The 26500-nt window shown below is 59.3% G+C and carries 20 protein-coding genes; 11 read left to right on the forward strand and 9 right to left on the reverse strand.

Translation table 11 applies throughout. The annotated features are described in order from the left end of the window. The first annotated feature begins 56 nt into the window (after positions 1-56). The 3 genes from ASC92_RS27945 to ASC92_RS08340 are packed head-to-tail and all read left to right on the forward strand — an operon-like array spanning position 57 to position 5720. Positions 57-2873 (forward strand): glycosyltransferase, encoded by a 2817-nt coding sequence (locus tag ASC92_RS27945; protein ID WP_082519525.1) that lies wholly within the window; start codon positions 57-59, stop codon positions 2871-2873. Next, the gene (locus ASC92_RS08335; RefSeq protein ID WP_235505735.1) at positions 2863-4836 is read left to right on the forward strand and encodes a glycosyltransferase; all 1974 of its coding nucleotides are present in this window, start codon (positions 2863-2865) and stop codon (positions 4834-4836) included. Before ASC92_RS27945 ends, ASC92_RS08335 begins: the two co-directional genes overlap by 11 nt. After that, positions 4833-5720, forward strand: coding sequence for a hypothetical protein (locus tag ASC92_RS08340; protein WP_056513157.1), 888 nt, complete (start codon positions 4833-4835; stop codon positions 5718-5720). The genes ASC92_RS08335 and ASC92_RS08340 overlap by 4 nt, the downstream gene beginning before the upstream one ends. A gap of 183 nt (positions 5721-5903) precedes the next feature. Here the strand turns inward: ASC92_RS08340 and ASC92_RS27950 are convergent, their stop codons facing one another. The 7 genes from ASC92_RS27950 to ASC92_RS08370 all read right to left on the reverse strand — a co-directional run bounded on the left by ASC92_RS27950 (position 5904) and on the right by ASC92_RS08370 (position 16035). Beyond that, positions 5904-9881 (reverse strand): rhamnan synthesis F family protein, encoded by a 3978-nt coding sequence (locus tag ASC92_RS27950; RefSeq protein ID WP_082519527.1) that lies wholly within the window; start codon positions 9879-9881, stop codon positions 5904-5906. A 367-nt stretch (positions 9882-10248) separates the two neighbouring features. Continuing rightward, on the reverse strand, positions 10249-10452 hold the full coding sequence (locus ASC92_RS28520) for a hypothetical protein (RefSeq protein ID WP_157609005.1): 204 nt from the start codon (positions 10450-10452) through the stop codon (positions 10249-10251). A gap of 643 nt (positions 10453-11095) precedes the next feature. Continuing rightward, positions 11096-11980: an NAD-dependent epimerase/dehydratase family protein gene (locus tag ASC92_RS08350; protein WP_056513163.1), complete on the reverse strand. Its 885-nt coding sequence runs from the start codon at positions 11978-11980 to the stop codon at positions 11096-11098. Then, positions 11977-13017 (reverse strand): GDP-mannose 4,6-dehydratase, encoded by a 1041-nt coding sequence (gene gmd / locus ASC92_RS08355; RefSeq protein ID WP_056513166.1) that lies wholly within the window; start codon positions 13015-13017, stop codon positions 11977-11979. Before gmd ends, ASC92_RS08350 begins: the two co-directional genes overlap by 4 nt. Before the next feature lie 91 nt (positions 13018-13108). Beyond that, positions 13109-13813: an ABC transporter ATP-binding protein gene (locus tag ASC92_RS08360; protein ID WP_056513171.1), complete on the reverse strand. Its 705-nt coding sequence runs from the start codon at positions 13811-13813 to the stop codon at positions 13109-13111. Positions 13814-13816: 3 nt separating this feature from the next. Next, positions 13817-14620 carry an ABC transporter permease gene (locus ASC92_RS08365; RefSeq protein ID WP_056513174.1) on the reverse strand — a complete coding sequence of 268 codons (804 nt, stop codon included), beginning with the start codon at positions 14618-14620 and terminating at the stop codon, positions 13817-13819. Then, positions 14617-16035 (reverse strand): mannose-1-phosphate guanylyltransferase/mannose-6-phosphate isomerase, encoded by a 1419-nt coding sequence (locus ASC92_RS08370; protein WP_056513178.1) that lies wholly within the window; start codon positions 16033-16035, stop codon positions 14617-14619. The genes ASC92_RS08365 and ASC92_RS08370 overlap by 4 nt, the downstream gene beginning before the upstream one ends. 266 nt (positions 16036-16301) lie before the next feature. Between ASC92_RS08370 and ASC92_RS08375 the strand changes: the two genes are divergently transcribed. Both ASC92_RS08375 and ASC92_RS08380 read left to right on the forward strand, forming a co-directional pair. Continuing rightward, a complete protein-coding gene (locus tag ASC92_RS08375; RefSeq protein WP_235505738.1) occupies positions 16302-18104 on the forward strand; it encodes a glycosyltransferase family 2 protein in 1803 nt (600 codons plus the stop codon). Further along, positions 18104-19087 (forward strand): glycosyltransferase family 2 protein, encoded by a 984-nt coding sequence (locus ASC92_RS08380; protein WP_056513183.1) that lies wholly within the window; start codon positions 18104-18106, stop codon positions 19085-19087. The genes ASC92_RS08375 and ASC92_RS08380 overlap by 1 nt, the downstream gene beginning before the upstream one ends. Position 19088: 1 nt before the next feature. On the opposite strand, the gene ASC92_RS08385 is transcribed toward ASC92_RS08380, so the two are convergent. Next, on the reverse strand, positions 19089-19835 hold the full coding sequence (locus ASC92_RS08385; RefSeq protein ID WP_056513186.1) for a glycosyltransferase family 2 protein: 747 nt from the start codon (positions 19833-19835) through the stop codon (positions 19089-19091). A gap of 45 nt (positions 19836-19880) precedes the next feature. Here ASC92_RS08385 and ASC92_RS08390 point away from each other — a divergent pair, with 45 nt between their 5' ends. Together ASC92_RS08390 and argB are read left to right on the forward strand one after the other, a co-directional pair. Then, positions 19881-20978: a glycosyltransferase family 4 protein gene (locus ASC92_RS08390; RefSeq protein ID WP_056513190.1), complete on the forward strand. Its 1098-nt coding sequence runs from the start codon at positions 19881-19883 to the stop codon at positions 20976-20978. Between the two features lie 186 nt (positions 20979-21164). Then, positions 21165-22058: an acetylglutamate kinase gene (gene argB / locus ASC92_RS08395; protein ID WP_056513193.1), complete on the forward strand. Its 894-nt coding sequence runs from the start codon at positions 21165-21167 to the stop codon at positions 22056-22058. A 19-nt stretch (positions 22059-22077) separates the two neighbouring features. Here argB and galE read toward each other — a convergent pair whose 3' ends face one another. Further along, positions 22078-23094 carry a UDP-glucose 4-epimerase GalE gene (gene galE, locus ASC92_RS08400; protein ID WP_056513196.1) on the reverse strand — a complete coding sequence of 339 codons (1017 nt, stop codon included), beginning with the start codon at positions 23092-23094 and terminating at the stop codon, positions 22078-22080. Between the two features lie 134 nt (positions 23095-23228). Between galE and slmA the strand changes: the two genes are divergently transcribed. The 4 genes from slmA to ASC92_RS08420 all read left to right on the forward strand — a co-directional run bounded on the left by slmA (position 23229) and on the right by ASC92_RS08420 (position 26497). Beyond that, a complete protein-coding gene (gene slmA, locus ASC92_RS08405; RefSeq protein WP_056513200.1) occupies positions 23229-23879 on the forward strand; it encodes a nucleoid occlusion factor SlmA in 651 nt (216 codons plus the stop codon). 193 nt (positions 23880-24072) lie between these two features. Then, positions 24073-24675, forward strand: a complete 603-nt coding sequence (locus tag ASC92_RS08410; protein WP_056513203.1) for a DUF1326 domain-containing protein — start codon at positions 24073-24075, stop codon at positions 24673-24675. A gap of 126 nt (positions 24676-24801) precedes the next feature. After that, positions 24802-25617 carry a DUF2182 domain-containing protein gene (locus ASC92_RS08415; RefSeq protein ID WP_056513205.1) on the forward strand — a complete coding sequence of 272 codons (816 nt, stop codon included), beginning with the start codon at positions 24802-24804 and terminating at the stop codon, positions 25615-25617. A gap of 4 nt (positions 25618-25621) precedes the next feature. After that, complete coding sequence (locus ASC92_RS08420; protein ID WP_414820401.1) at positions 25622-26497, forward strand: DMT family transporter; 876 nt, start codon at positions 25622-25624, stop codon at positions 26495-26497. The last annotated feature ends 3 nt before the right edge of the window (positions 26498-26500 follow it).

Here is a 26500-nt window from a genome sequence, read left to right on the forward strand (position 1 = left end):
AAACGGATTCCGGTGGTTCTTTCCGATGGACAAAAAAGTGCAAGGCGCAGCATTCAATGGCAAATGTATTAGGTAGCGGTATGGCGGCCGCCGAAAGCAACTCCACGCACAAGGTGAGCGGGCTGGTCATTTCGTACAACCGGGTTAACTTAATAGGAACTTGCCTTAAAGCGCTCTCATTCGTGGATGAGTTGATTGTTGTCGACAAATCTTCCACAGATGGAACGGCAGAGATCGCGGCGGAAATTGCGGATCGAGTCATCATTGTCCCTTGGTCCCCCGTTGTCGAGCAGACAAGGGCTTTTGCAATCACCCACTGTACGCATCCATGGATCGTGTGCATGGATGACGATGAGTGTCTGAGCGTTGAAGCAACCCGATTTATCCGGCGGGAATTGCTCGCTCCGCGTGCCGGCGTCTATCTGCTTCCTCAGCGACACTACATCCTCGGAGTGCATGATGAGCGCGCCTACTACTGGCCTGAGTATCAACCGAGATTCTTCAATCGGGACAAGATCTCCTTCACCCAAACAGTGCATGGCGGTGCGCAGTTCGAAGAGAAGGACGCATTTGTCGTTCCTTTTGAAGATGGCGCGTGCATTCACCATCTCTCGCACACGGATGTTGCACAGTGGATTGAGAAGGCTAACCGCTACACGTCCAATCCTGATCGTGTCCGCGCTGCGCATGCAGGAGATGATCTCGCTGCATTTGCGCATGAGCAAATTGACCTGTACCTGTCCGCAACCAAGTCTCGGGAGGCGAGTGGTTATCCAGTGGCCGTAGCAATCCTGCGGGCGGTCTATAACATCATTGATCGGCTCAAGACTTGGGAAGAAGAAGAGGGACTTGACGGAGAAGAAGCTTTCCGACTGGTATGTGCCCGCCTGGAGAGTGAGTACCGCGAAGAGTTTGCGCTGCAATCAATGGCTTCTCGAGGCTCGGGCCTTGGCTCGGCGAGCACGACGCACATCGCGTTTCATGCTGAGTCGCCCGCTCCATTGAAACCGTCCGCCGATGATCAGGGGAATGCCTTGGCTTTGTTAAGGCTCACTCTTCGAGACGTACGCGCAGCGGCCGAGCAAATCCGGCACGAAGCGCTGGAGCGAGATCGAGAGGCGCTGGAGCGAATTCGAGAAGCACAGGAACGCGAGCGGGATGCTAGGGCTCGGCTCGATGCCGCCGCCGAAGCACAAGAACTGCTTGGTAAGGAGAATCAAAAAAATGCGAGCGCTCTCCGGTTCGCCCAGCAACGTGAAATGGATTTGACCAACCGATTGGAGAAAGCGGAGCAGGCTTACATCGCTCTTGATGGGCGTCTTCAGGCAACCTTGTCATCAATGAGCTGGCGACTCACCGGCCCTTTGCGGCGAGTTGCAACGCGTTACCCGGGCGTGATCCGAAATCTCAAGGCATTCTTCGTCAGGCATCCGCGATTGAAAAAGGGCGTGATGCGCGTTGCCAGGTTCGATTGGCGCGTAGCTACGGACGAACCGCTATCGCGGTCTTCACTCGGTGAGGAGGCCTCGAGAGTCGACGCGCCCAAAAAAATTATTCCTACCAAGCCGGTACGCTCGTTCAAATTGCGGACCATCGAGGCTGTCACGTCGAGTTCTGCTTTTCAGCTGAGGCAAACGGGCCAAGATGTGACCAGGCGATTGATGTGCGTCAGCCACGTTCTGCCGTTTCCGCCGCGTGCGGGCAACGAATATCGCATTCACCAGATGCTCACGTGGCTGGGGTCCCAAGGATGGGAGATCTTCCTGGTTGTGTGCCCGCTGCCCGGGGAACCGCTCTCCACGGCGCAAATCTCCGCGGCTGCGGCGGCGTACCCCCAACTTATGGTGTGCGATCGCGATGGCGTGATTCATCACAATCTTGCGAAGGACGCGCCTGCCCTCAAAGGCCTGAGCGGTTATTCGCCTAGGAATCTTGATTCGCTGTTGACTGGTCGGGAGACCAGCTTCGGGCGCACGGAACTCGTTGAGACCTTGCGTGTTTTTTCTCCGGATTTCCTGATCGAACTCATGCGCAAACTCGACGAGAGCTGCCACTTCGATCTGTTGCTGGCTGAATACGTGTTCATGACGAGAGGCTTTTCGTTGCTTCGGGACGATCTGACCAAGGCTGTAGATACACACGATGTTTTTTCAACCAAAGCCAGCAAGGTTGCGCAGTTCGGTATCAGAGACGTCTTTCTACTGTCAGAAGAGGAGGAAGCAGAACTGGTAAACCGGGCCAATATCGTCATAGGCATCCAACCGGAAGAGACCCGTCAACTTTCCAGCATGGCGCCTGATCGGTCTGTAATCAACGTGGGTGTAGATTTCCCGGTCAAAACACAAGTCGAAGAACTGCCATCGGAATCCATCGTCCTACTTGTCGCATCGAACAATCCGATGAACAACAAAGGTTTGAAGGATTTCTTGCGATTTTCCTGGCCCATCATTCGCAAGCAGCAGCCCACAGCTGAACTGCACGTGGTCGGCGACGTGGGCCGCGCGGTGGCAGTTGTACCTGACGGGGTAAAGATTCTCGGCCGTCTGGGCGATCTGGATGCGGCCTATGCTCAAGCGGCCGTGGTGATCAATCCCACGGTGGCAGGAACCGGGCTCAAGATCAAGACGGTTGAAGCGCTTTGCCAGCTTCGACCTGTTGTCACTTTTCCCGCGGGGGTTGATGGATTGGGGGACGCAGCGAAGCCTCTGCTGCATGTGGCAACCGACTGGTTTGACTTTGCACAGCAGGTTTCGTGCGTGCTGAACGAACGGCCGAGCGCTGAGGCGTTGACGCAGCTCGGTGTTGCACTTGCTCGTGATTTCTCTCCCCAAGCTATTTATGCGCAATTCGCCAGAGCCCTCAATGACAACTAAGTCTTCGTCGCCTCAGATCGAGCATGTCGATCGCTTGTCGTTCGGTTCGTACGACTTGTTCGTGGACCTGTCCGATGCATTGTCGATGGATCAGGCGAAGGTCATGCAGCATGCCCGGCGATTGCTCCAGTACTGCGGCTTCGGCAACGTCGATAGACGAATAAATATCGTACTCCCGAAGGGAGTGGAATCGCCAACTGGCACTGATTGGGGGCAGAGCCTCACGGCTGGTAATCAGGGCGCGCTCACCTTCGATCGCGCGGTCGAGGAAGCAGCCATGAGGAAGCGAGGACTGCTTGTCATTACGGGCTTGCTCCTGCCCGCCAATGAGGTTCTGCTGCCCCTATGGGAGGCGCTTTGCAAGGACCCGCTCTTTGGCAGCGCGCAGCCGCGCTTCGCCAATGCATTGACGGACGAGATCTGCCCCTTTCCTTCATTGCATTCTTTGGGGGAGCCGGCGTTTACCTCACGGCAAGCGTTGTCCTTGCTTCCGGAAATTGTGATCACCGCCGAACTGCTGTCGTCATGTACCTTGTTGCGGCGCGAAGTCGTAGCGGCAATGGGGGCATCTCACCCGTTCGGCAGTGTTCGCGGCGCGTTGGCACTTGGCTTGTGCGTGGCGAGGCGCCGCGGCTTCCGCAACGTGGTGTCGAATCGCGCGGTGGTCTCGTTGCCTGCCGACGTGTCGGCCTCGCGTTCGACAAGCGTTCAAAGAGATCAGGCGGCGGCCTATCTTGCTCTGGCTCCTGCTGAAATGACTCGATTACTGGAAATGTACCCAGACCATGCCAGAGCCAACATGGAGAACAGCCGCCGTCTGCCATCCAGGCTTGAGTGGTTGCTGACTGCGGCTCATCCGGGCGGAAGCAAACCACGTCGGTTGCTGCTCGATTGCCGTGGCATGGCGCCTGTCTACAACGGCACCTCGCAGGCCATGGTGGGCTTGCTTGACGGATTGGCGTCCCTGAAGGATGTGCAGCAATGGCACATCGACGTTCAGAGCGGGGCAGCGGCGGCAAAGTTTCATGGACTTGCACAGCGCTACCCCATGTTCACACATGTGCATGGCGAAATTTTGGGCCCCTATGCCGCTGTGCTGATGCCCAATCAACCCTGGTCAGTTGAAACCGTTGCCGAACTGCACCGGAGCGCACTGGTCGTCATCTTCAATATTTTGGACACCATCGCGTGGGACATTCTTTACCCGGCAGATGACCGAGTGGAATCGACTTGGCAGTTTGTTGCCGCGCATGCTGATGGGCTGGCCTACATTTCCTCTTTCACCCAGGATCGCTTCCGGCGAAGATTTCCGGTGAAAGGTACCGTGCAAGAGCGGGTGATTCATCTCAGTCTGGACGCGGAGGATCATACGATTCCCGAGTATCGCGGCCTCCCTCCCGGCGATTTCGTGCTGCTGTTCGGCAACGCCTACGAGCATAAAGATCTCGCACCAACCCTGCAAAATCTATCGGACGCATTTCCATTACAGCAGTTCGTTGTGCTGGGAGCTGTGGCAAGCGAGATGCCGCGTGTCAAAGCCATCGCAAGTGGGCAGACATCCGACGAAGAAATCCATCGATTGATTGCAACAGCAAAGGCGATTGTTTTTCCGTCCTACTATGAAGGCTTCGGCTTGCCGGTGGTGGAGAGCCTTGCCTATGGGCGACCGGTGCTGGTCAGAAAATCCGTCTTGTGGGATGAAATCAGTGCGCACTCCCGCTTGTCCGGTCGAATGATCGAATTCGACGACACGGTGTCCTTGGTCGAAGGTCTGGGTAGGGTGCTGGCCGACCTACCTGTCGCTGTGCTACCCGCCTCGACGGCCCTGGTGGATGCCCAGGATTCGCCAAGCTGGCGCACGTGCGCCGCCTCTTCGATAGCCTTCGTTGATCATTGCGTGGAGCGATCCGACATCTCGGACTGGCTAGACCGTGAAGAGGTACTGAAACTGGCCAAGTTATGAATAAGAAAAAACTGAAAATCGTCACCTTGCTCGTTCGGCACGGGACCAGCAAGTACCCGAATGCTCTGGAAGATATCGAGGCACTCTTCGCGCGCCAACTGCCGGATGTGGTGCACGATTGCGTCATCGTCGACAACACGTTGTCGCCAGGGCACGAAGAAACGCTTCAGCCTGGAGTGACCTTGATCGGCGGCTCGAATTCGGCATGGGAGTTTTCGGCGTGGGATAGTGGCGTGGCTTATTTGGGATCGCGACTGCACGCCTATGATTTCGTTCACTTGGCGACGTCTGCCTTCAAGCAACTCTATATCGCTTATCTTGAACGCTTCGACGGGCGCATGCTGGACTTGTTGGCCGGGCGCGGCGTGGCCATAGGCCACATCGACTATTACAACGAACCTGTCGAACTTCTTGGAGTCGGATGTCAGTCGTGGCTGAGGACTTCTTTTGTCTTTCTCTCACCCACGGAAGTCAAACTTCTCGGCTCGTTCGTGAGCGTGACGAGCGGGGTCGATTTTTTCTCCGGGGATCCTCAAAGTCCTTTCCAAGAGAACGCTCCAATCTCAAGTGAATACCGGCGCAATATCCTGGGATGGCTCACTGGCGACGGGACCGAGCAAGGCGTTGAATGGCATTCTCGCTTCAAGCTCGACATCGACACGCTTCCCTTTTTCGAAAGCAAGACCCTGGCAATCTTCAACGAACAGATGCTGAGCAATCGCTTGCGAGCCCAAGGCTGCAGACTCGTCGACGCCACCTGGGCTGCGACACGCACGGGACGGATGAACAAGGGAGACGAGGAGTTTTTCGGGGCCATTCCGCATTGGCAAGTCCAAGTCACCTCGCGCGACAGAGATGCCGGGCCGGATAGCTTGCTGGTATAGCCCGAGCTAATTGAATAGTTGACTACATAAAACTCAGTTGCTGAGGACGATGCGCTTGGCCTGAGTCATCAATTTGTGCCGAATTGATTTGCGGCACCAAGCCGCCTGCATCGCGGCCCGCGGGCTTCCGATTTGCATCGCAAGATTACCCATTCGTGCGAATGCTTTCGCGCTCGCTCCGAATCAATCAGTTGCGACTTCGGCTGCGGGAGCTTCAATAATCTGTTCGATGAACTCAGATAGACTTTGTGTGGATTTCCCTGAGTACAGGCCCTCATTGAAGGATGGATGACCTTTTGGCATTCCCAGGGCCCGCTCAATTAAATCAGTTAAATTGTGGCGAACAGGGTCATACGGGAGAAAATTATTCGAAATTCTTCTTAAAACTTCAGAATCTCTGTTTTCAAATGTATTGGTAATCGTTGGAATACCCGAGGCGGCCGTTTGAAATGCAATGACTCCTGGGTGTGCCGAATAGATCATGGAAATTACTACGTCGCAAGAAGCAATCAGCTCAGTGTACTCATTCGGCGGCAACTTGCTTAGAATGTAAACATCATTTTCGCCAAGCCTGAACGAAAAACGTGTATCAACCGTGCCCGCCAAATAGATTTCAAAGTTATTATTTTTAGCACAGAATTCTTTGACGCAGTCCATCAGAATTTCCGAAAGATTCCGCTCGTTAAAGTGTTCGGGTCTGAAGTAGAAGAACAGGCGTCGCGTTTTCTCCGAGGAGACAGGCAGGGGCGTAATCTTGGGGCTGGTCACAAAAATTCGCTGCGATGGACCAATCAATCCTTTGTTGGAAAGAAACTTCTTTAGCAAGGTTGTTGATACGATCAAATTAGGTGCATTGGCAATTGCGCTTTCTGCCTGAATGTACCGACTTCCATAGGGAAAGAAACCGGCTTCAAAGTCTTGGCAATAATAAAGGACGCGCAACTCACCCCTGCTTGCCTGAATCGCTTGGCTGGTCAATGCAGAATTGAAGCCGACGATCAAATCAGGGCGTTCTACATAATTCTGGATTTCACCGAAATTAATAACGCCAATGTGATCGCCGTACTGGCGCACTAGTTCGGGATTGAATGTTTCGCTTTCGACCGCAATCCAGACTTTGGAGAATAGGCCAAAAACGGATCTAAAATCGCGAAAGAATTCGCTGTATCCGGCAAAAAACAGATTGTCCTGTAAATGGGAAACCAATATGAGCAAGGAGGAATCTGAGCCCTCGTGCAAAAGGCTCAGATTGGGTAGTGATTGCCGAAGTGGATGTAAATAGATCGGCGCAAACATGTCGGTCGGATAATTGGCGCGCAATGCGAATTTTTCTTCCAGCCGCCAGGAACTCGAAACTCTTTTCTCGGCATGTCCCACGAGGCAGTAGTGAAAATATCCGCACGAAATTTGACCTTTGGATTTGGCTTCAGCAACGTCCGGGTGAGCTCTTTCATAAAATTCCTCATCGAAATCGATAAGACTTTTTTTGCCATTGAGGTGTAAAATCAATTCTCGACGGAAATCCTCGAAATTCAGGTGGAGATAGCCTGACTTTTCGTGAATAAGTCGGTGAAAGTTCCGCTCCTCATTAAAAATACGGCCTTGCCGTCGGGCTGAATTTCCGCTTTCGTATGGAACTGGACGTCCCTCAAGGGACGACAGGGTGAATTGACTTTTTGTGATGAATTCGAAAAGTTCGTCTTCACTGTCGGCATAGCAAATTCGCTGTAAATTCGCCATGTCTAATGCAGGTCGAACTATCTTGAGCCATCTGAAGCCGGCGCGCTCACATGCAAAAAAATAGAGCCGTTCGATGACATGCCCGAGCGTCCCATCTGTCTGTGCTCCTTCGATCGGAAATTCATCTATTGATATGTCTCGGTCAAGCAATGGTTTCAGCGCAGCCGATCGCCCCCAGAACATGGAGCCCGAAGGAAAATCGACACGCCCGTTCAAGTCGATCTGAATACCGATGCTCTGTGCGAAGGTGCGAGCACTCTTAAAATTCGAACCCCAGCCGACAAAGTGACTGACCTGCGACAAGTGCTGAGGCGCGACCATGCCCAGCTTGGGGTCGGCCTTGAATGCCTCAAAAATACTTCTCACGACGTCTTTGGAGCCGAGAAGATTTTCTAGCAAATAAGTACGCCAGCCGTTCAAAATACGGGAATGCAGGGATTTTTTGGTGTGAATATGAAGAAAGAATTCATATTTCTCATATACATCCCGGCAATTTATAAGCTTCGGGGCGATATCTCGACCGCGGTTCTCCGCAATACGAATATCGACTCCTCCAAGCGCCCAGTTCTCGAATTTGCTTTCGATTTCCGATTTCTTTTTTTCCGAATCCGTTGTAATGAAAAGATCGAATGCAAAAGGTATGTTTTTCAGATAGCGTTGAAAGTCGTGCGCCAGATCCGGGTAAAACATGTGGCAGATAACGGCAATACTTGGTGCTGTTTGCCATTTCGCCAATTCATATGTCAGCGGCAACGCAAGGACATAGTCCGTTTGCGGTGGTGCAAAATGGGGGGCTGTACCTGCTTCAACGGGCGATATGGCCGCCGATTTCTCCATGGAACTCGATGGAGGAGGCTGTAGTAGTCCGTCGGATACCGCTACTACACTCTGTTCACCTGTCGCGTGCACAGCAACGTACGCTGCCGCCGCTTCGGTAGTCCGCAGGATCCTGCCGGCGCTATCCGCACGTCGCGTGCGCAGTTTTTTTCCCAGTTGAAGCGTAGAGATCCACCAAGCCAACTTCGCAACTCGCCGTATAGCCTTTCGCGTGCCGTGGAAGTTAAGCAACAAGCGGCGCGCGGGCTCGGTTGTTTTCCAGGACGTGCTGTTTCGAATCTCCATCAGTTGGGCGTTCAACCCAGCAGCTTGGCGTTCCAAGGCGGAAAATTCCTCGTTTCGTCGAGAAATTTTTTCACTCATGACAAGAATCTTAGCTTCCCTGTCGACGGCTGACTGTCTGGCGCGGGCGTCAGCGTTATCCCGCTCATCAATGGTTTTTTGTAAAACAGAAATGCGTTCTTCTTGTTCGTTCACCCCTTGGCGGATGGAAGAAATTCGGCTATCGCGTTTTGCGATGGCCTGTTGCATTTCAGCAATATGATGGTCTTTCTCATCGAGCGCATGGCTCAAGCCGTTGATCTGTGTGTCGCGTTCGTCGATTGCCTGCCGCATGCCGGCAATGTGTCCCTCTTTTTCGTTGAGGACATGGGTCAGACTGGCGACCTGCGCCTCACGTCCGGAGAGCATCTGCTGCATACCAGCAATATGACTCTCTTTTTCATTGAGAACATGGCTTAGATTTGCCGCTTGCCCAGCCTCCGTATGGATGGTCTGTTGGAGGGTCGCGATCTGCTGGGCATAGCGATCGAGTGTCCCTCGGCGCTCGACGGAAGTCCCCAATCTTTGGAACAATGTAGCGGCGAGGCGCCAACGCTCATTCGGCACGCTTGATTCGACGAGAGCCATCAATTCCGGCGAACGATCCCTTCCGACCAGCAGCACGCCGAGGCCGTGGCTGTGCTTGAAATTGAAGCCGGGATACTCTTGAGCTAACTCGGCCCACAGGCGATGGACGCCAAAATCCCGTTCATAGACATTTGTGTCGTGAAAAAGAACAACACCACGAGTCGAAATTTTAGGAAGCCAGCTTTCGAAATCGTGCTTTACTGCCTCGTAGGTGTGCAGTCCGTCGATGTGAAGCAAGTCAATCGAGTTTTCACGAAAACGCTCAGCGGCTTCATCGAACGTCATGCGAAGCAATTGAGAAAAACTGCCATACAGCGGGTCGTGGTACAGCTTGAGATCCAAAAAGACGTTTTCTGTGTAGCTCCCGGCGTGCTTGTCCCCTTGCCACGTATCAACGGCGTAGGCTCGTGTCTCTAAGCCATTCTCCTTCACGGCTTGGCAGAATGCGCAATAGGAATTTCCTGAGTGAGTACCCAACTCAACCAAAGTGCGGGGTCTGATCAGCGCCACAATCCATGATGCAAATGGAATATGTCCTACCCATCCATTTGGAAACTCGAGTCGAGAAGGATCAATAAGTGCTGAGTGGTTGATGATCGACGGATGGTTGCTCTTTGGCGTATCGGTTAAATCCATCATTGGAATCTCAAGGAGGGGAGTGTAAGAATTCGACATTTAATTGGCCTTGAGCAATCAAGGCTTTGATCGATGATGATGCGAGAAGCGCCAAGAGGTCGTCATATTCAAGGCGATGAGCTACAAATACCACGCTGGGAAAAAAAGACCACTCCCGCTCTCACGAAGGAAGACAGTCTCAAAACTCGATCAGCTGAAAAAAGCAAAACCGTTCATTACGACCCGAAGGTCGGATGTGGTGAGTGAGGCAATTGCACGATGGCCGAGACAGATCTCTCGGGCGACGTGTTTTGGCGAGCTGCAGTACTTGCTCGACGAAAAAACCCCCGCCGCGGCGAGTAATTTTCAAATGCTTTGAGAAATGTCCGGAAGGTGCTTGCTGCTGAGATCGCAGTGGCCGGAGATTTTATCTGCTTGACAATTCGTGAGCTTCGCTGCTACCGATTATTCTATCTAAGCGATTGGCGGCTGCTTGCAATTGTCCGCTTTTGAGATACGCCGTAATACCTTGAATATTGGCTTCAAGTTCAGCGACCAAGGCCTCTGCCCTTTGCAACTTCAGCTCCAATGCATCGCTTAGCCCAGCCGGTTCTGTGATGGCATGTATCATGACTAACTCCCTTGAACTTCGGTCTTGGCCGTTAGATTACGCGAAATTTCGACTCAAATTTGTCAACCTTGTGATCATAATGTCACAGATTGGTGCGCTGCGTAGTTCGATTAATTCAAAAGTTCTCGGTGTCAATTCTCAACCTGATACACGAGCGCATGGCGACAGCGGGTAGTCTGCTAACCGCTAACGCAATTTGGTCCGATGGATGGTCGGAACGCCGGACAGTGCTCCAGGGGTCTTGGCTTGGCCAGCGCGCAACAACTCGGCCTGCCCGCGCAATCGTGTCGATCGTCTAAATGTGCTCGCCCGCTCGCTGCAGGGCACGCGGTAGTGGAGGAGTGTGCACGGCGGCACTGCAGTAGGCCATTCAGGACCGGCACTTCGACGGAGCCGCCGCGGCCCTTGCGTGCGCTACCCAGCATCAAAACCGTCAGCGCCGTTGCCCAAATGCTGAGCCGGTGCACACAGATCAACGAGGTCTGCCTGACGGTGGCACGAGAGTCGGTCGGATTCCGTCCGGGGCATGAACCATGCAGGCCGCGGCCGACTTTGCAGTCCGATCGCTCGCCGCAGCGACGGATTCACGCCCCCTGACGAGAGGCCATATGAATGGTCGGATGCGAAGGGGGAGTCTTGACGTTTAATGCGATGCGCGCACTCGGTCTCGCGCAGCAGTCAGCATGCGAGCCAGCGTATCCTCCAACGTGGGCATCTCCATTTGAAGCCCGTGCTTGGCTAGGAGCATCTGAAGTTTGGCTGGGTTCCCGCACAACCGGTGTACCTCGTTTGTCCGCACGAAGGCAGGATTGATCTGGATCTCCGGCGCGTGCGAGGTCATCCGGACCAAAGTATCAATGACGAACTGCAGCGAATACGGGTGCCCGGAGCAGATGTTGTATGTCTCGCCCGGCTCGCCGTGTGCGAGCAGAAGCAGATACGCATCGCAGACCATCTGGACGTCGTTGAACTCACGCTCCACGTTCAGGTTCCCCAGTTCGATGCCCGGTGAGCACTCTGCAAAATGCATGATGAGCTTGGGTATCACGAAATGGCTGTCTTGTCCCGGGCCGGTGTAGTTGAAAGGACGCGTGATAACAAGGTTCAGTCGATCGGAATAAGTACGAGCCATGTACTCCATGGCCAGCTTGCTCATGCCATAGTGATTAACGGGCGCAGGCGCCCAAGTCTCGTCGATGGGGGAGTGTGCGGTATTGCCGTAGATGTTGGCGCTGCTCGCGAGCAAGACGCGCGTGGGGTGCGTCGGCAAACGGACCAACGCATTCAACAGATTGGTCGTGCCTACCACGTTGACGGTGTAGAACGCATCATCCCGCGCGTGGCCGACGAAGCTGATGGCGGCCAGATGAATGACCGCGTCAGGAACCGTTGCCATGACTTCCTGCTGCAGCGCATGGGTGTCGGTTAGATCCGCTTGGAGCGCGATGACCTCGTGGCCTTGAGAAATTGCGCGTGCGACAAGCGCGCGACCAGTGAATCCGTCGGCACCTGTAAGCAATATTTTCAAAACGAGAAACCTTGCGTGTTGCGGCGGATGTCTGCGTCTAGCATCATTTGACAGAGTTGTTCCAACGTCGTTGTGGGCGCCCAGCCCAGTTCTGACTTGGCTTTCGCAGGATCTCCGATCAGAAGTTCGACTTCGGCAGGGCGATAGAACTTAGAGTTGACTCGCATCACCGTTTTTCCATTGGCGGTGTCAACCGCGAACTCCGATTCTGCCGTTCCCCTGAACTCGACCTCGATACCAGCGCTCTTGAACGCCAATCGGACAAAATCGCGCACAGTTTCCGTGCGATTGGTCGCTAGGATATAGGTGTCGGGTTTATTGGCCTGCAGCATGCGCCACATGCCTTCGACATACTCTTTGGCAAAGCCCCAGTCGCGCTTGGCGTCCAGGTTCCCCAATTCCAGGACATCAAGTTTCCCGAGCTTGATTTTGGCTACGCCATCGGTGATCTTGCGCGTCACGAATTCCCGGCCGCGCAGCGGGCTCTCGTGATTGAATAAAATGCCGCTGCAGCCGAAGATGTCGTAGCTCTCGCGGTAGTTGATCGTCATCCAGTGTGCGAAGAGCTTAGCAACGCCGTACGGGCTGCGAGGATAGAACGGCGTGTCTTCGACTTGAGGGATGGCCTGTACCTTGCCGAACATTTCGGAGGTGGATGCCTGATAAAAGCGGATCTTTGGATTGATGAGGCGGATAGCCTCTAGCAGATGTAATGTGCCTATTCCGGTGATCTGCGACGTCGTCTCCGGCTGATTGAAACTGACGCCCACGAAGCTTTGCGCCGCGAGGTTATAGATTTCTTCGGGCTCGGCCTCCTTGAGCAGCGTGATAGTGCTGCCAAGGTCTGTAAGGTCGTATTCGACAAGATGCAGATCAGGGTGGTCCTGGATTCCGAGTTCTTCGATGCGCCAGAAATTGACCGAGCTGGTCCGGCGGTAGGTGCCGTAGACTACGTACCCTTTGCTCAGCAGCAACTCGCTCAGGTAGGCGCCATCTTGCCCCGTAATACCCGTGACCAACGCGCGTTTTTTATTCATGGTTTTACTTTTTCTTTCTGGCTATGCCACTGTGTTCCAGCGGAGGTCAATCGTTGGTCCGCTGCGGCTGCAAATCTGTTCCTGATTGTTCTCAGGACATTTGGACGATCCGGCCGTGCTCCATGTGAATCACGCGATTGCACTCCTTGGCGATCAAGTCCGGCGAGTGCGAAGCAAGTACCAGAATGCCTGACTTGGCCACCACATCCCGCATGCGTTTTTCGGCTTTTTCGGTGAAGTCGGCATCACCTACCGACAGCCATTCGTCCATGAGCAGGATGTCGGCCTGAACACTCGTCGAGATCGAAAACGCGAGACGCATCATCATGCCAGTGGAGTAGGTGCGTACAGGCATATTGACGTACTCGCCCAGTCCACTGAATTCGCAGATTTCGGGCGTAAGCCGATCGAGCTCCTTCTTGCTCATGCCCATCACGAGGCCTCGTAGCATGATGTTTTCGATACCGGTGGCATCCATTTCGATGCCTAAGGAAGGGTCGATCAAGCTCGCGATCGTGCCTTCGCGGCGAAACTCCCCGGACGAGGGTTCGTAGACGCTGGCGAGCGTACGCAGCAGTGTCGATTTACCGGCCCCGTTGTGGCCCACGAGTCCGAGCCGGTCCCCGCTCTTGAGTTCGAGATGGATGCCGCTCAGCGCCTGTACTACGGTCACGCCGGTTTCCTTGCCGAACCGCCCGCCAGTGACTGATGCTGCCAGTGTTTTTTTAAGCGACGAGGCACCCGCGCCGTAGATTGGAAAGTTGACGGCGACGTTCTTGAGAGAAATGAAAGCCATGGTTTAGAGCCAGTAGACGACGCGTCGACGGTATTTTTTGAATAGCAGGCACGACCCGATGAGGCTTAGCGCCGTCCATCCAAGAATGCCGAACCAACTGTATGGGTTTGCAATGCCACCCATCAGGGGTGTTCGCAACAGGTCCAGCATTTGAGCAAAGGGGTTCCACAAAATGTACTTGGCACGGCTGGGAAGATTTTCGGGCAGCCATAGCACGGGCGTCAGGAACATCAGCATCTGCATCAAGCTGGTCACGATCTGGGTTACATCGCGGTAGCGGGTGCAAATCAGGCCCAGGAGTAGGCCTAGGGCATGAGCGTTGATGATCGCGATGGCGAAGGCTGGAAATACCAGCAACGCATGCCAGCCTACTGAAATGCCGGCCCAGATCGCGACGGGGACGTAGAGCACAATTTGGTGCGCAAACTGAATCAGATTGCGCGCAATGCTTCGCCACACGAAGAGACTGATCGGGAAATACCCCTGCTTGAGGTAATTGGCCGAGGAGACAAATGCATTACACGCGTCCGCAACCATGCTCGAGAAAAATCCCCAGAAGATGATGCCGAGCGCAAGATGGGGGAAAAACTTCGACAGTTCGGTGCCGAACAGCGAACTGTACAGCGGGCCCATGCCACCGATCATGGCGCCCATGCTGAGGGTCAACCACAGGGGGCCGAGCATGGAGCGCCGATAGCGCAGCACGATATCGAACCAGGCGAGGGTCCACCAGATGTCGGTGCGTCGGGTGCCTTCCCACCAGTCGGACCAAGCGCTTCTTTGCAGGTTGGAGTGAACTTGGCTCATGCGCGACCGTAGGTGTCTGCTAGGCGGACGATGTCGTCCTCGCCCAGATAGGCGCCACACTGCACTTCGATGAGGACTAGTTCTTCATTGCCGATATTGGTCAAGCGGTGTTTCTCTTTCATTGGGATGTAGCGGTATTGTCCAGGAAAGGTTTCATGTTCCACGTCGCCGATCTGCACGATGCCACGTCCCTTTACCACCACCCAGTGCTCGGCACGCTGGTGGTGGTATTGCAATGAAAGGGCTTCGCCGGGCTTGACGGTGATTCGTTTTACTTTATAGCCGTCCTCCTCTTTCAAGGAGGCGTAGGTTCCCCAAGGGCGATGAACCACGGACGGCAGATTTGCCACTTCATGCTTGCGGGCCTTCAGCACGTCGACGACCTGTTTCACTTTCTGTGCGCTGTTCTTGTGCAGCACCAGCAGGGCGTCCGGGGTATCGACGATCACGAGGTCGTGCACGCCGATGGTGGCGACAACCTTCGAGCCATGGCTATCGACCTGGACGTGTGTGCCAGTGGTATCCAGCGCCACTACATCATCTGGCAACGTATTGCCGCTGGCATCCGGGGTCTGGGCGTTGGCGACCGCAGGCCACGAGCCTACATCGCTCCAGCCGAATTTGGCTGGTACTACGTGCACATTGGAGGCGTGCTCCATGACCGCGTAGTCTACGCTGATGTCCGGCTGCAGCCCGAATGCATGGAGATCGAAGTTGATGGCGCTGCCCGACGCCTTGGCGGTGGTCAGTGCATGCCGTGCAGCCCTGATGACGTCGGGCGCGTGCCGCTCAAATGCTCCAATGATGGCGTCAGCCGTGAAGCTGAACATGCCGCTGTTCCAGTAGTAGCGGCCGGTCGCCAAATATTGCTGCGCGGTTTCGAGGTCCGGCTTTTCTACGAAGCGCCTGACGCTCTGGCTCGCGCGAGACACGTGTTCCACTTCGATATAGCCGAATCCTGTGTCGGGACTGGTGGGGCTCACGCCGAAAACCACAAGGTTGCCTTCTTGCGCGAGACGAAACGCCTCGCTCGCGCTTGCCACGAAGGCGGGTACATCCGGCACCAGATGGTCCGCCGAGAGTACGAGCATCACCGTGTCGCTGCCAAACTGGCTCGCGCATTGCAATGCGGCAAGAGCAATGGCCGGCCCGGTATTGCGGCCCTTCGGTTCCAGGAGGTATGTCGTTGCTGGCGGATCGCTCATCTGAGCCAGTACATCCTTCGTGAGAAACAAGTGATCCTTATTGGTCACGATGAGCAATTCGCCGGTGCCGCAGGCTTGACCACGCTCGATAGCCTGCTGAAGCAGCGTGGAGTCGCCGATCTTCATGAACGGCTTGGGAAAGGCTTGGCGCGACGCAGGCCAGAGTCTGGAACCAGCGCCTCCCGAGAGCACCACTGAAAGCAGCCTCATTGTTTTCCTTTTGCTTGTTGACTCGGGCAATTTTACGGGCAGCCCCTTCCCGGGCCGGCGCGGCACCCGGAGCGAAGAGCCGCCCCAGGCTCGCCAGAGGCGGTTGCGCAGATAATCGCCCCGCGGCGTCGGCTTCCGGCAACGCCGCCGCCCGTTCCTGCTCCCACCCCCAAGTTTCGTTCGACCCGTCCTCGGGTCCGCAATCTATGCATGCTGTCTATCGTTTTTTGCTCGCCTTGGCTGCATTTGGCCGAGGTCCTGGACTGATGGGACGCATTCAGCGGGCATGGCGCATGTTCAAGAAGTCGGGGTGGCCGGGCATTCGCTGGGAGATGGGGCGCCGTATCGGCGGCTACAACAACTATTCGACCTGGGTGCGCCGCTATGACACGCTGACGCCCGAGTTGCGCGACCGCATCGCCCAGCGTGTGGCCGCCATGAAAGACCGGCCCCTGATCTCGGTCGTCATGCCCACCTACAACCCGAACCCCGGCTGGCTGCGCGAGGCCATCGAATCGGTGCGGGCGCAGATCTACCCGAACTGGGAACTCTGCATCGCCGACGACGCCTCTCCCTCGGCGGAGGTGCGCCAGATCCTCAAGACGTACAGCGAGAGCGATCCTCGAATCAAGGTCTTCTTCCGCCCCGAGAACGGCCACATTTCGGCCGCATCCAACAGTGCGCTGGAACTGGTCTCGGGCCCCTGGGTCGCGCTGATGGACCACGACGACCTGCTGCCTGCCGACGCGCTTTTCTGGGTGGCTGATTGCATCGCGGCCCATCCCGGCGTGAAGCTGATCTATTCCGACGAGGACAAGGTCGACGAGGGCGGCCACCGGTTCGGCCCCTACTTCAAGTGCGACTGGAACGTGGACCTGTTCCGGTCCCAGAACATGTTCAGCCACCTCGGCGTGCTTTCGACCGAGCTCATGCGTTCGGTCGGCGGTTTCCGCGTCGGCATGGAAGGCTCACAGGATTGGGACCTCGTGCTGCGCTGCATGGAACGCGTCGAGCCCGGGCAGATCCGCCACATTCCGCGGGTGCTGTACCACTGGCGCGTGCACAGCGAGAGCACGGCCCGTTCGATGAGCGCCAAGCCCTATGCGGCTATCGCGGGCGAGCGCGCGCTGAACGAGCACTTCGTGCGCACCGGTGTGCGCGCCACTGCCGAACACCTCGACTTCGGCTATCGGGTGCATTACGCCTTGCCCGATGTCTTACCCTTGGTTTCGGTGATCATCCCCACGCGCAACGCCCTGAAACTGACGCGCCAGTGCGTGGAGTCGATCCTCGCGAAGACCAGCTATTCGAACTACGAAATCATCATCGTCGACAACGGCTCCGACGATCCGGACACGCTGGCCTGGTTCAAGCGCATTGCTTCGGAAAAACCGAATGTCCGCGTGCTGCGCGACGACCGCGACTTCAACTATTCGGCGCTCAACAACGGTGCGATCCCCGCAGCGAACGGCGAGATCCTCGCGCTGGTGAACAACGACATCGAGGTCATCACGCCCGACTGGCTGAGCGAGATGGTTTGCCTGGCCGTTCAGCCGGGTGTGGGGGCGGTGGGGGCCCGGCTCTGGTATCCGAACAGGACACTGCAGCACGCAGGCGTGATCCTCGGCATCGGCGGCATTGCCGCGCATGCGCATCGAGGCATGCCGGTCGGGCGTGAAGGTTATGGCGGCCGCGCCGCACTGATTCAATCGTTCTCCGCTGTCACGGCGGCCTGCCTCGTGATTCAGAAACGGCACTACCTCGCCGTGGGCGGCCTCGATGAAGTGCATCTGAAGGAGTCCTTCAACGACATCGACTTCTGCCTGCGCCTGCGCGAAGCGGGCCTGCGCAATGTCTGGACGCCGTATGCGGAACTCTTCCATTACGAGTCCGCGACCCGTTCGAAGAACATGTCCCCGAAGAGGGAGGCCCAGTTCCAGGAAGAGTCCGCCTACATGCTCCAGCGCTGGGGCGATCTCATCCAGAACGACCCCGCCTACAGCCCCAACCTCATGCTGGCCCGCGAAGATTTCAGCTACGCCTGGCCGCCCCGCCTGCCCCCGGTCTGATGGCACTCGACGTTTCCGTCGCGCTGTGCACCCGCAATGGCGCGCGCTATCTCCCCGAGCAGATCCGCAGCATCTGCACGCAGACGCCGTTGCCGCGGGAGATCGTGCTGTCCGACGACGGCTCGACCGACGACACCCTGGCCGTCGTACGCGACACCCTTGCGCAGTGCGGCGTGGCCGATCGGATCGAATTGCGCGTATTCAGCAACGTGCCGCCGCTGGGTGTCACGCGCAATTTCGAGCAGGCCGTGCGCGCCTGCAGCCATGACCTCATCGCCCTGTGCGACCAGGACGATGTCTGGCACACCGGCCGCCTCGCGCGCATGGTGGCGCAATTCGAGTCCCGTCCCGACCTGCTGCTGCTGCACACCGACGCGCGTCTCGTCGATGCTGAGCTGAAACCCCTGGGCTCCACGCTCTTCCACGCGCTGGAAGTGCAGCCCGTAGAACTGGAGGCCATCGCGCATGGCGAGGCCTTCGGTGTCCTGCTGCGGCGCAATCTCGTGACCGGCGCCACCACGATGTTCCGCAAGACCTTGCTCGAGGTCGCGCTGCCGTTCGCGCCCGAATGGGTGCACGACGAGTGGCTGGCTGCCGTGGCCGCGGCCATCGGCCGCATGGACGTGTTGCCCGAGCCGACCATCGACTACCGCCAGCACGCCAGCAACCAGATCGGCGCGCGGCGACTCACCTTGTCCGAGAAGATCGCCAAGGCATTTGCCGAGCGTGGCGACAAGCACGTGGCGCGTCTGCGCCGGGCCGAGGCGCTGCTGCAGCGCCTGCAGCAGCTCGGCACCGGGGTGCCGGCCCGTTACCTGGAGGCACAGCGTGACAAGGTTGCGCACCAGCGGTTCCGGGCCAAGCTTCCGCCAGCGCGTCCGCTGCGCCTTTTGCCGATCCTGATCGAGGCGGCGCGCGGCCGCTATGCGCGCTTTGGCCGCGGTGGGCACGCCATCGTGCAGGACTTGCTCGAACGCGGCTGACTCAACTGCGAAGCCGCCAGTACCGCCAGAACGCCCCCGACAGCCACACCTTCAGCAGGCTGGTCAGGTGCCAGTACAGGTACTTCTTGCTCCGGTGGCTTTCGCGTTGTGCGTCGTGTCGCGCCACCAGGTCTTCACCCACCTGCAGCTTCCAGCCGGCCAGCCGGGTGCGTGCGCAGATGTCGAAATCTTCTCCGTACATGAAGAAGCGCTCGTCGAAGCCACCGAGCTGCCGGTACGCCTCGCTGCGAAACAGCATGAAAAGCCCGGGAATCCACGCCGGCACGCTGGGCCGTACGTAGCCGGGCTTCTTGCGCCCGACGATCTCGAAGGGGGTGAGCAAGGCCCGGTGCGGCTCCGGCGTGTTCTTTCCCGGCTCCAGGATGCGCGGCGTCAGCAATCCGGCGTCGGCCGCGGCTTGCGCCAGCAGCGGCGTCAGTACGTCGCTGTCGAAGCGGATGTCCGGGTTCAGCACCAGGAACCACGGTGTGCCACAGCGCTCGAAGGCCTGGTTGTGATTGGCGCCGAAGCCCTTGGGACTCGCGTTCCCGATCCGCTCCACCTCGAAGCCCCAGTCGCGGCCAGCGAGCACGTCGGGCTCGGGAATGTTCAATGTGAGCACGACCTTGGCAATGACGGCTCGGCTGTGCCGGTCCAACTGCTCGAGCAGCGGCAGCACCAGCGAGAGCTGGCCATGGCTCACGATTGAAATGGTGATCGGGGGGCGGGGGGAGGGAGGCGTGGGCATGGTCTAATTTCGCTCGGGAATTCTAGGGTTCCCCAACCCCCACACATGATTGCTCTGATCGTCATCAGTTTCTTCGTCGCCGCTTTCGCGGTCCAGCTGTTCATGCGCCGCGCGCGCAGGCACGCCCGCCTCTATGGCGCCGACATGCCTCAGCGCTTCCACAAAGGCCATGTGCCGCGCCTGGGCGGTGCGGGCATCCTGCTGGGCATGGGCGTGGCATGGCTGGCGGCCGGCATCACCGGCACCGACCCGTTCAACGTGTCGTGGCCCGTCAAGACCTCGATGCTCACGTTGCTGTGCATCGCGCCGGCGGTGCTGGGCGGCATCGTCGAAGACGTCACCCAGAACGTCAAGGTGCGCTATCGGCTGGGGCTCACCATCGGCTCGGCGCTGCTCGTGTGCTGGCTGCTGGGGCTGGGCGTGGCACGCACCGGCTCCGAAACGGTCGACGGCTGGCTGGCGATGATTCCCTTCGCCACCGTGCTGTTCGCGGCCCTGGCCATCGGCGGCCTGCCGCATGCCTTCAACATCATCGACGGCTACAACGGGCTCGCGGGCACTGTCGCCGTGCTGGTGTGCCTGGCGATTTCCCACGTGGCGCTTCAGGTCGGCGACCGGCAGCTGGCGGCCATGGTGATCTGCCTGGTCGGCGCCACCTTCGGCTTCCTGGTCTGGAACTACCCGCGCGGCAAGATCTTCGCCGGCGACGGCGGCGCCTACGTCTGGGGCATGGTGATCGCCGTGGCCTGCGTGACGCTGGTGCAGCGCCACCGCGTGGTGTCGCCTTGGTTCCCGATGCTGCTGCTGATCTACCCGGTGTGGGAGACGCTGTTCTCCATCTACCGCAAGCTGGCGCGCGGCCAGTCGCCGGGCACGGCCGATGCGCTGCATTTCCACCAGCTGATCTTCCGCCGCATCGTGCGCGTGGCGTTCGCGGACGACGAGGCCCGGCAGCTGCTCGCACGCAACAACCGCACTTCGCCGTACCTCTGGATGTTTGCCGCGCTGTCGGTGGTGCCGGCCGTGCTGTTCTGGAACAACACCATCGTGCTGATGTTCTTCTGCCTGCTGTTCGTCACGACCTATGTGGGCGCGTACCTGATGATCGTGCGTTTCAAGGTGCCGCGCTGGCTGCGTCCGTGAACCGGCACACCCCCAGGCTTCGCGCACTTCGTGTCGCTGCGCCAACCCCCTTGCAGGGGGCAACACCGGTAGCCCGGCAAAGCCGGTTCCACGGTGTTCCCGCGCAGTCAGTCGGCTGTCACCGCGATTGCGCGAGAATTTGAGCCTCACCTGATCGTCCACTGTTGCTTTGGAGCCTGACCGCCCATGACCGACCCCGTCCTCAACATCCCCCCCCGCGACAAGGCCGAGATCCTGGCCCAGGCGCTGCCGTACATCCGCAAGTTCCACGGCAAGACCATCGTCATCAAGTACGGCGGCAACGCCATGACCGATCCGGCGCTGCAGGCCGACTTCGCGGAAGACGTGGTGCTGCTCAAGTTGGTCGGCATGAACCCGGTGGTGGTGCACGGCGGTGGCCCGCAGATCGAGGCGGCGCTCAACAAGCTCGGCAAGAAGGGCAGCTTCATCCAGGGCATGCGCGTCACCGACGCCGAGACCATGGAGGTCGTCGAATGGGTGCTGGCCGGCGAGGTGCAGCAGGACATCGTGGGCCTGATCAACCAGGCCGGCGGCAAGGCCGTGGGCCTCACCGGGCGCGACGGCGGCCTGATCCGCGCGCAGAAGCTCAAGCTGGCCGATCGCACCGATCCGAACCTGCACCATGACGTGGGGCAGGTCGGCGACATCGTCTCCATCGACCCCAGCGTGGTCAAGGCCCTCCAGGACGACGCGTTTATCCCCGTGGTCAGCCCGATCGGCTTCGGCGAGGAGAACGAGAGCTACAACATCAACGCCGACGTCGTCGCCGGCAAGCTCGCCACCGTGCTCAAGGCCGAGAAGCTCATGCTGCTGACCAACACGCCCGGCGTGCTCGACAAGAACGGCAAGCTGCTCACCAACCTGAGCGCGCGAGAAATCGACGACTTGTTCGCCGACGGCACGATCTCGGGCGGCATGCTGCCCAAGATCGAAGGCGCGCTCGACGCGGCCAAGAGCGGCGTGAACGCGGTGCACATCATCGACGGCCGGGTGCCGCACGCGATGCTGCTGGAGATCCTGACCGACCAGGCTTATGGGACGATGATTCGGGCGCGCTGAAAGTCAATTGCGAGACGTGCTAACGGTACCCTTCCGGGTTGCGCTGCTGCCAGCGCCAGCTGTCGGCGCACATCTGATCGAGACTGCGGCGGGCGCGCCAGCCCAGCGTCGCCTGGGCAAGTGATGGATCGCCCCAGTAGGCAGGGACGTCGCCCGGACGGCGCGGACCGATCTCGAAGGGCAGGGGGCGTCCACTTGCGCGTTCGAAGGCCCGCACTACTTCCAGCACCGAGGCTCCCTGCCCGGTTCCCAGGTTGAGGGTAACGAGGCTCGATTGGATCTCCGCGTGCTTCAAGGCCGCGACGTGGCCCTCCGCCAAGTCCATCACATGGACATAGTCACGCACTCCGGTGCCGTCCGGTGTCGGATAGTCGCCGCCGTGTATCTGCAATTTGTCGCGTTGCCCCACGGCGACCTGGCAGACGAAGGGCATCAGATTGTTCGGCTTGCCGTGAGGGTGTTCGCCAATCAATCCGCTTTCATGCGCGCCGACCGGATTGAAGTAGCGAAGCAGCGCGATGCGCCAGCCGGGCTGCGAGCGATAAAGGTCGACGAGCGCTTGTTCCACCATGAGCTTGGAGCGACCATAGGGGCTTGCCGGCCGCAGGGCGGCGTCTTCCGGGATCGGCGAGTGCTCCGGTTCACCGTAGACCGTGGCCGACGAGGAAAAGATCAGTGTGTTCACGCCGGCATCCCGCATCGCAGAAGCAAGCATCAGACTACCGCCCACGTTGGTGTCGTAGTACGCCAGCGGGTCGGACACCGAGTCGCCCACTGCCTTGAGGCCTGCGAAATGGATCGCGGCCGCGAACGGCGTTTCGGCGAACACACGGGCAAGCAGCGCGGCGTCGCGCACGTCGCCTTGTATGAACTGGAGCGTGCTGCCGGTGATCTGGTGCAGCCGCTCCAGGACGCGCACGTCGCTGTTGCAGAGGTTGTCGAGAATCACGGGCACATAGCCGGCTGCAGCCAGCGCCACGCAGGTGTGGCTGCCGATGAAGCCGGCGCCGCCGGTGACCAGGATACGTTGGCTCATGAAGTTCTATCGATTGCCAGGGAAAGTAGATTTTGAACGAGCTTTCGCGGGGCTGCCGGCGCGCTCAGACGGAGAAGGCGCGTGCTCACTGCCCTGTGCGAGAATCAATTGATTACATCTTTGCACGCGCTCCCATGCAGAACGAAGAGACGACCAGTGCTTCCGGCGTAGAGACCTCCGCGGACGCGCTCACCCCCCCGACGCGCAAGCGCCCCAAGCCGGGTGAGCGGCGCGTGCAGATCCTGCAGGCGCTCGCCGCCATGCTCGAGCAGCCCGGCGCCGAGCGGGTCACCACCGCTGCGCTGGCCGCGCGGCTCGAAGTGAGCGAGGCGGCGCTTTACCGCCACTTCGCCAGCAAGGCCCAGATGTTCGAGGGCCTGATCGATTTCATCGAGCAGAGCGTCTTCACGCTGGTCAACCAGATCCTCGAGCGCGAGGGCGCCACGGGAGCCCAGCAGGCCGCAAAAATCCTCACGCTGCTCGTTCAGTTCGCCGAGCGCAACCCCGGCATGACGCGCGTCATGGTGGGCGACGCGCTGGTCTACGAGAACGAGCGCCTGCAGCAGCGCATGAACCAGTTCTTCGACAAGATCGAAGCCACGCTGCGCCAGGTGCTGCGCGGCGCCGCCGCGGCCGATGGTTCAGCCACGCCCAGCGTCGATGCGCAGGTGCGCGCCGCGGCACTCACGGCCTTCGTGGTCGGGCAGCTGCAGCGCTTTGCGCGCTCGGGCTTCCGCCGCGCGCCGTCCGAGCACCTCGAAGCCACGATCGCATTGATCGTTTGATTCGTCCCTGTCGGGGCGATGGCTCATCGAACTGCGAGCCCGACAGTTTTGTGCCAGGGTACCCAGGTGACGGCGCGGCGCCGGGCATCGCGCTCGACTTGCTTTGTTGCGAAGCGTAGGATCAGTGCCCCCCCTTGCCGCCACGTCGCGGCGACAAGTCCGTGTTCGTGTGGCTTCTTGAACGGAGGTTCGTATGAGCTATCACCTGGAAGGTCGCCTGCTCGAGGTATGCAACTGCAACGTCCTTTGTCCCTGCTGGATCGGCGAGGATCCTGACAACGGCACCTGCGACACGATCGTCGCATGGCGCATCGACAAGGGAACGATCGACGGCATCGACGTCGGCGGCAACACCATCGCGGCCGTGGCGCATGTGCCCGGAAACATCCTGGAAGGTAACTGGACGGCGGCGATCTTCGTCGACGAAAGCGCCTCCAAGGAGCAGGAAGAGGCGCTGCTCAAGGTCTACACCGGGCAGGCCGGCGGACCGGTCGCCGACCTGGCCAAGCTCATCGGCCAGGTGGTGTCGGTCGAGCGGGCGCCGATTCGCTTCACCGTGAACGAAGGCAAGGGCGAACTGGAGATCGGCAAGGACTACTACGCGGAACTCGAGCCCTACCGCGGCGCAACCGGCGGCCAGACCACGCTTTCCGACACCGTGTTCTCGACGGTTCCGGGCGCGCCGGTGTTCGTCGGCAAGGCCCCGACCTATCGCTCGAAGAATGCCGCGCTGGGCATCGACCTCGACATCAAGAACCACAACGCCCTGCAGAGCATCTTCGTCTTCGACGCATGAGCGCCGCGCCGGGCCGCCCCAAGCAAGCTCGCACCGCAGTGCGAAGCACGAAGGTTGTCCAATGAGCGCCGCGCCGGGCCGCCCCAAGCAAGCTCGCACCGCAGTGCGAAGCACGAAGGTTGCCCAATGAACCCGACGGTCGGCTCACCGCCGCGCAACGTCTCCCGCCACCGTCGCGTGTTCCTGCCGGTTCTTGCCGCGTTGATCACGCTCGCGTGGACGGCGTTGTGGGCCTGGGCGCGCAGTCCTTATGGACGCTATCTCGAACACGGCGACTGGACCGCATCGGGGCCAGCCGCGTTCCTGTGCCAGGTCGTTCCCGCCGGCGACGTGGTCGTGCCCATGGTGCTCTACGCCGCTTCGTGGATTCTCATGACGGCGGCCATGATGCTGCCGACCACGCTGCCGTTGTTCAACGCCTTCGACCGGTTGACCGAGGGGCGCCCGGACCATGGGCGCCTTCTCGTGCTGCTGGGGCTGGGCTACATGGCGGTGTGGGGCGCCTTCGGGCTGCTGGCGCACGCACTCCACAGTGCGGTGCTGGCTCTGCTCGCCAACGCGCCGACCCTGGCCTGGCATGGCTGGGTGATCGGCGCCGCGACCATCGCGCTGGCTGGAGCCTTCCAGTTCAGCCGTCTCAAGCACCGGTGCCTGGAGAAGTGCCGCACGCCGCTGAGCTTCGTCGTCGAGCACTGGCGGGGGCAGGCGCAGGCCAGGCAGGCGTTCGCGCTGGGCATGCACCACGGCCTGTTCTGCGTCGGCTGCTGCTGGGCGCTGATGTTGTTGATGTTCGCGCTCGGCACCGGCAGTCTCGGCTGGATGCTTCTGCTTGCGGCCGTCATGGCGCTGGAAAAGAACGTTCCCTGGGGCCATCGCCTGAGCGCGCCGCTCGGGTTCGCGTTGCTGGGATGGGCCGTCTTCATGGTGGCGATGCATGTCTGAAGCCATGTCCGAAGGGCGCCGTGGCCCGTCCCCCCTGCAGACCATTGCCCTTACCGCTGTGGCCATGGTCGCGTTCGCGGCCAATTCGCTGTTGTGCAGGCTCGCGTTGCAGCAACGGGGCATCGACCCGGCCAGCTTCGGCAGCATCAGGCTGGTTTCCGGGGCGATCACGCTCGCGCTCGTCGTGCGGTTCAGGGCGCGGCCGTCTTCGGCCGGGCGGGCCGACTGGCTTGCCGCTGCCATGCTGTTCACCTATGTCGCGTTCTTCTCTTTCGCCTACCTCAGCCTGTCCGCGGGAACGGGTGCGCTGATCCTGTTCGGTGCGGTTCAGCTCACGATGCTTGGTGCGGGTCTGGGCTCGGGCGAGCGCTTCGGGCCTGTTGCATGGTTCGGTTTCGCCCTGGCGGTGGTCGGACTCGTGTACCTGGTGTCCCCGGGGATTGCCGCGCCGCCGCTCTTTGGTGCCGTGCTGATGGCGGTGGCGGGCGTGGCGTGGGGCGTGTATTCATTGCGCGGCCGCGGCGTGGCCGACCCGCTGGCCGCCACTGCGCGCAACTTCACGCGGGCGGTGCCGCTCGCGCTCGCGCTGAGCCTGGCCTTCGTGGCCAGCGCTCATGCGGACGCGAGCGGCGTCGCCCTGGCCGTGGCTTCCGGCGCGCTGACGTCGGGCCTCGGTTATGTCGTCTGGTATGCGGTGCTGGGCCGCCTTCCGGCCATGCGGGCAGCCACCGTGCAGCTGTCGGTGCCGCTGCTGGCTGCATTTGGCGGCGTGCTGTTCCTGTCGGAGGCGATCACGCCGAGGCTGGCGGCTGCCTCCGTGGCGATCCTGGGAGGCATCGCGCTCGTGCTGAGCCAGAAGTCGCAAAGCGTGCGCCGGTAGCCG

The sequence above is a fragment of the Variovorax sp. Root411 genome (assembly GCF_001425205.1).
GTDB lineage: Bacteria > Pseudomonadota > Gammaproteobacteria > Burkholderiales > Burkholderiaceae_C > Variovorax.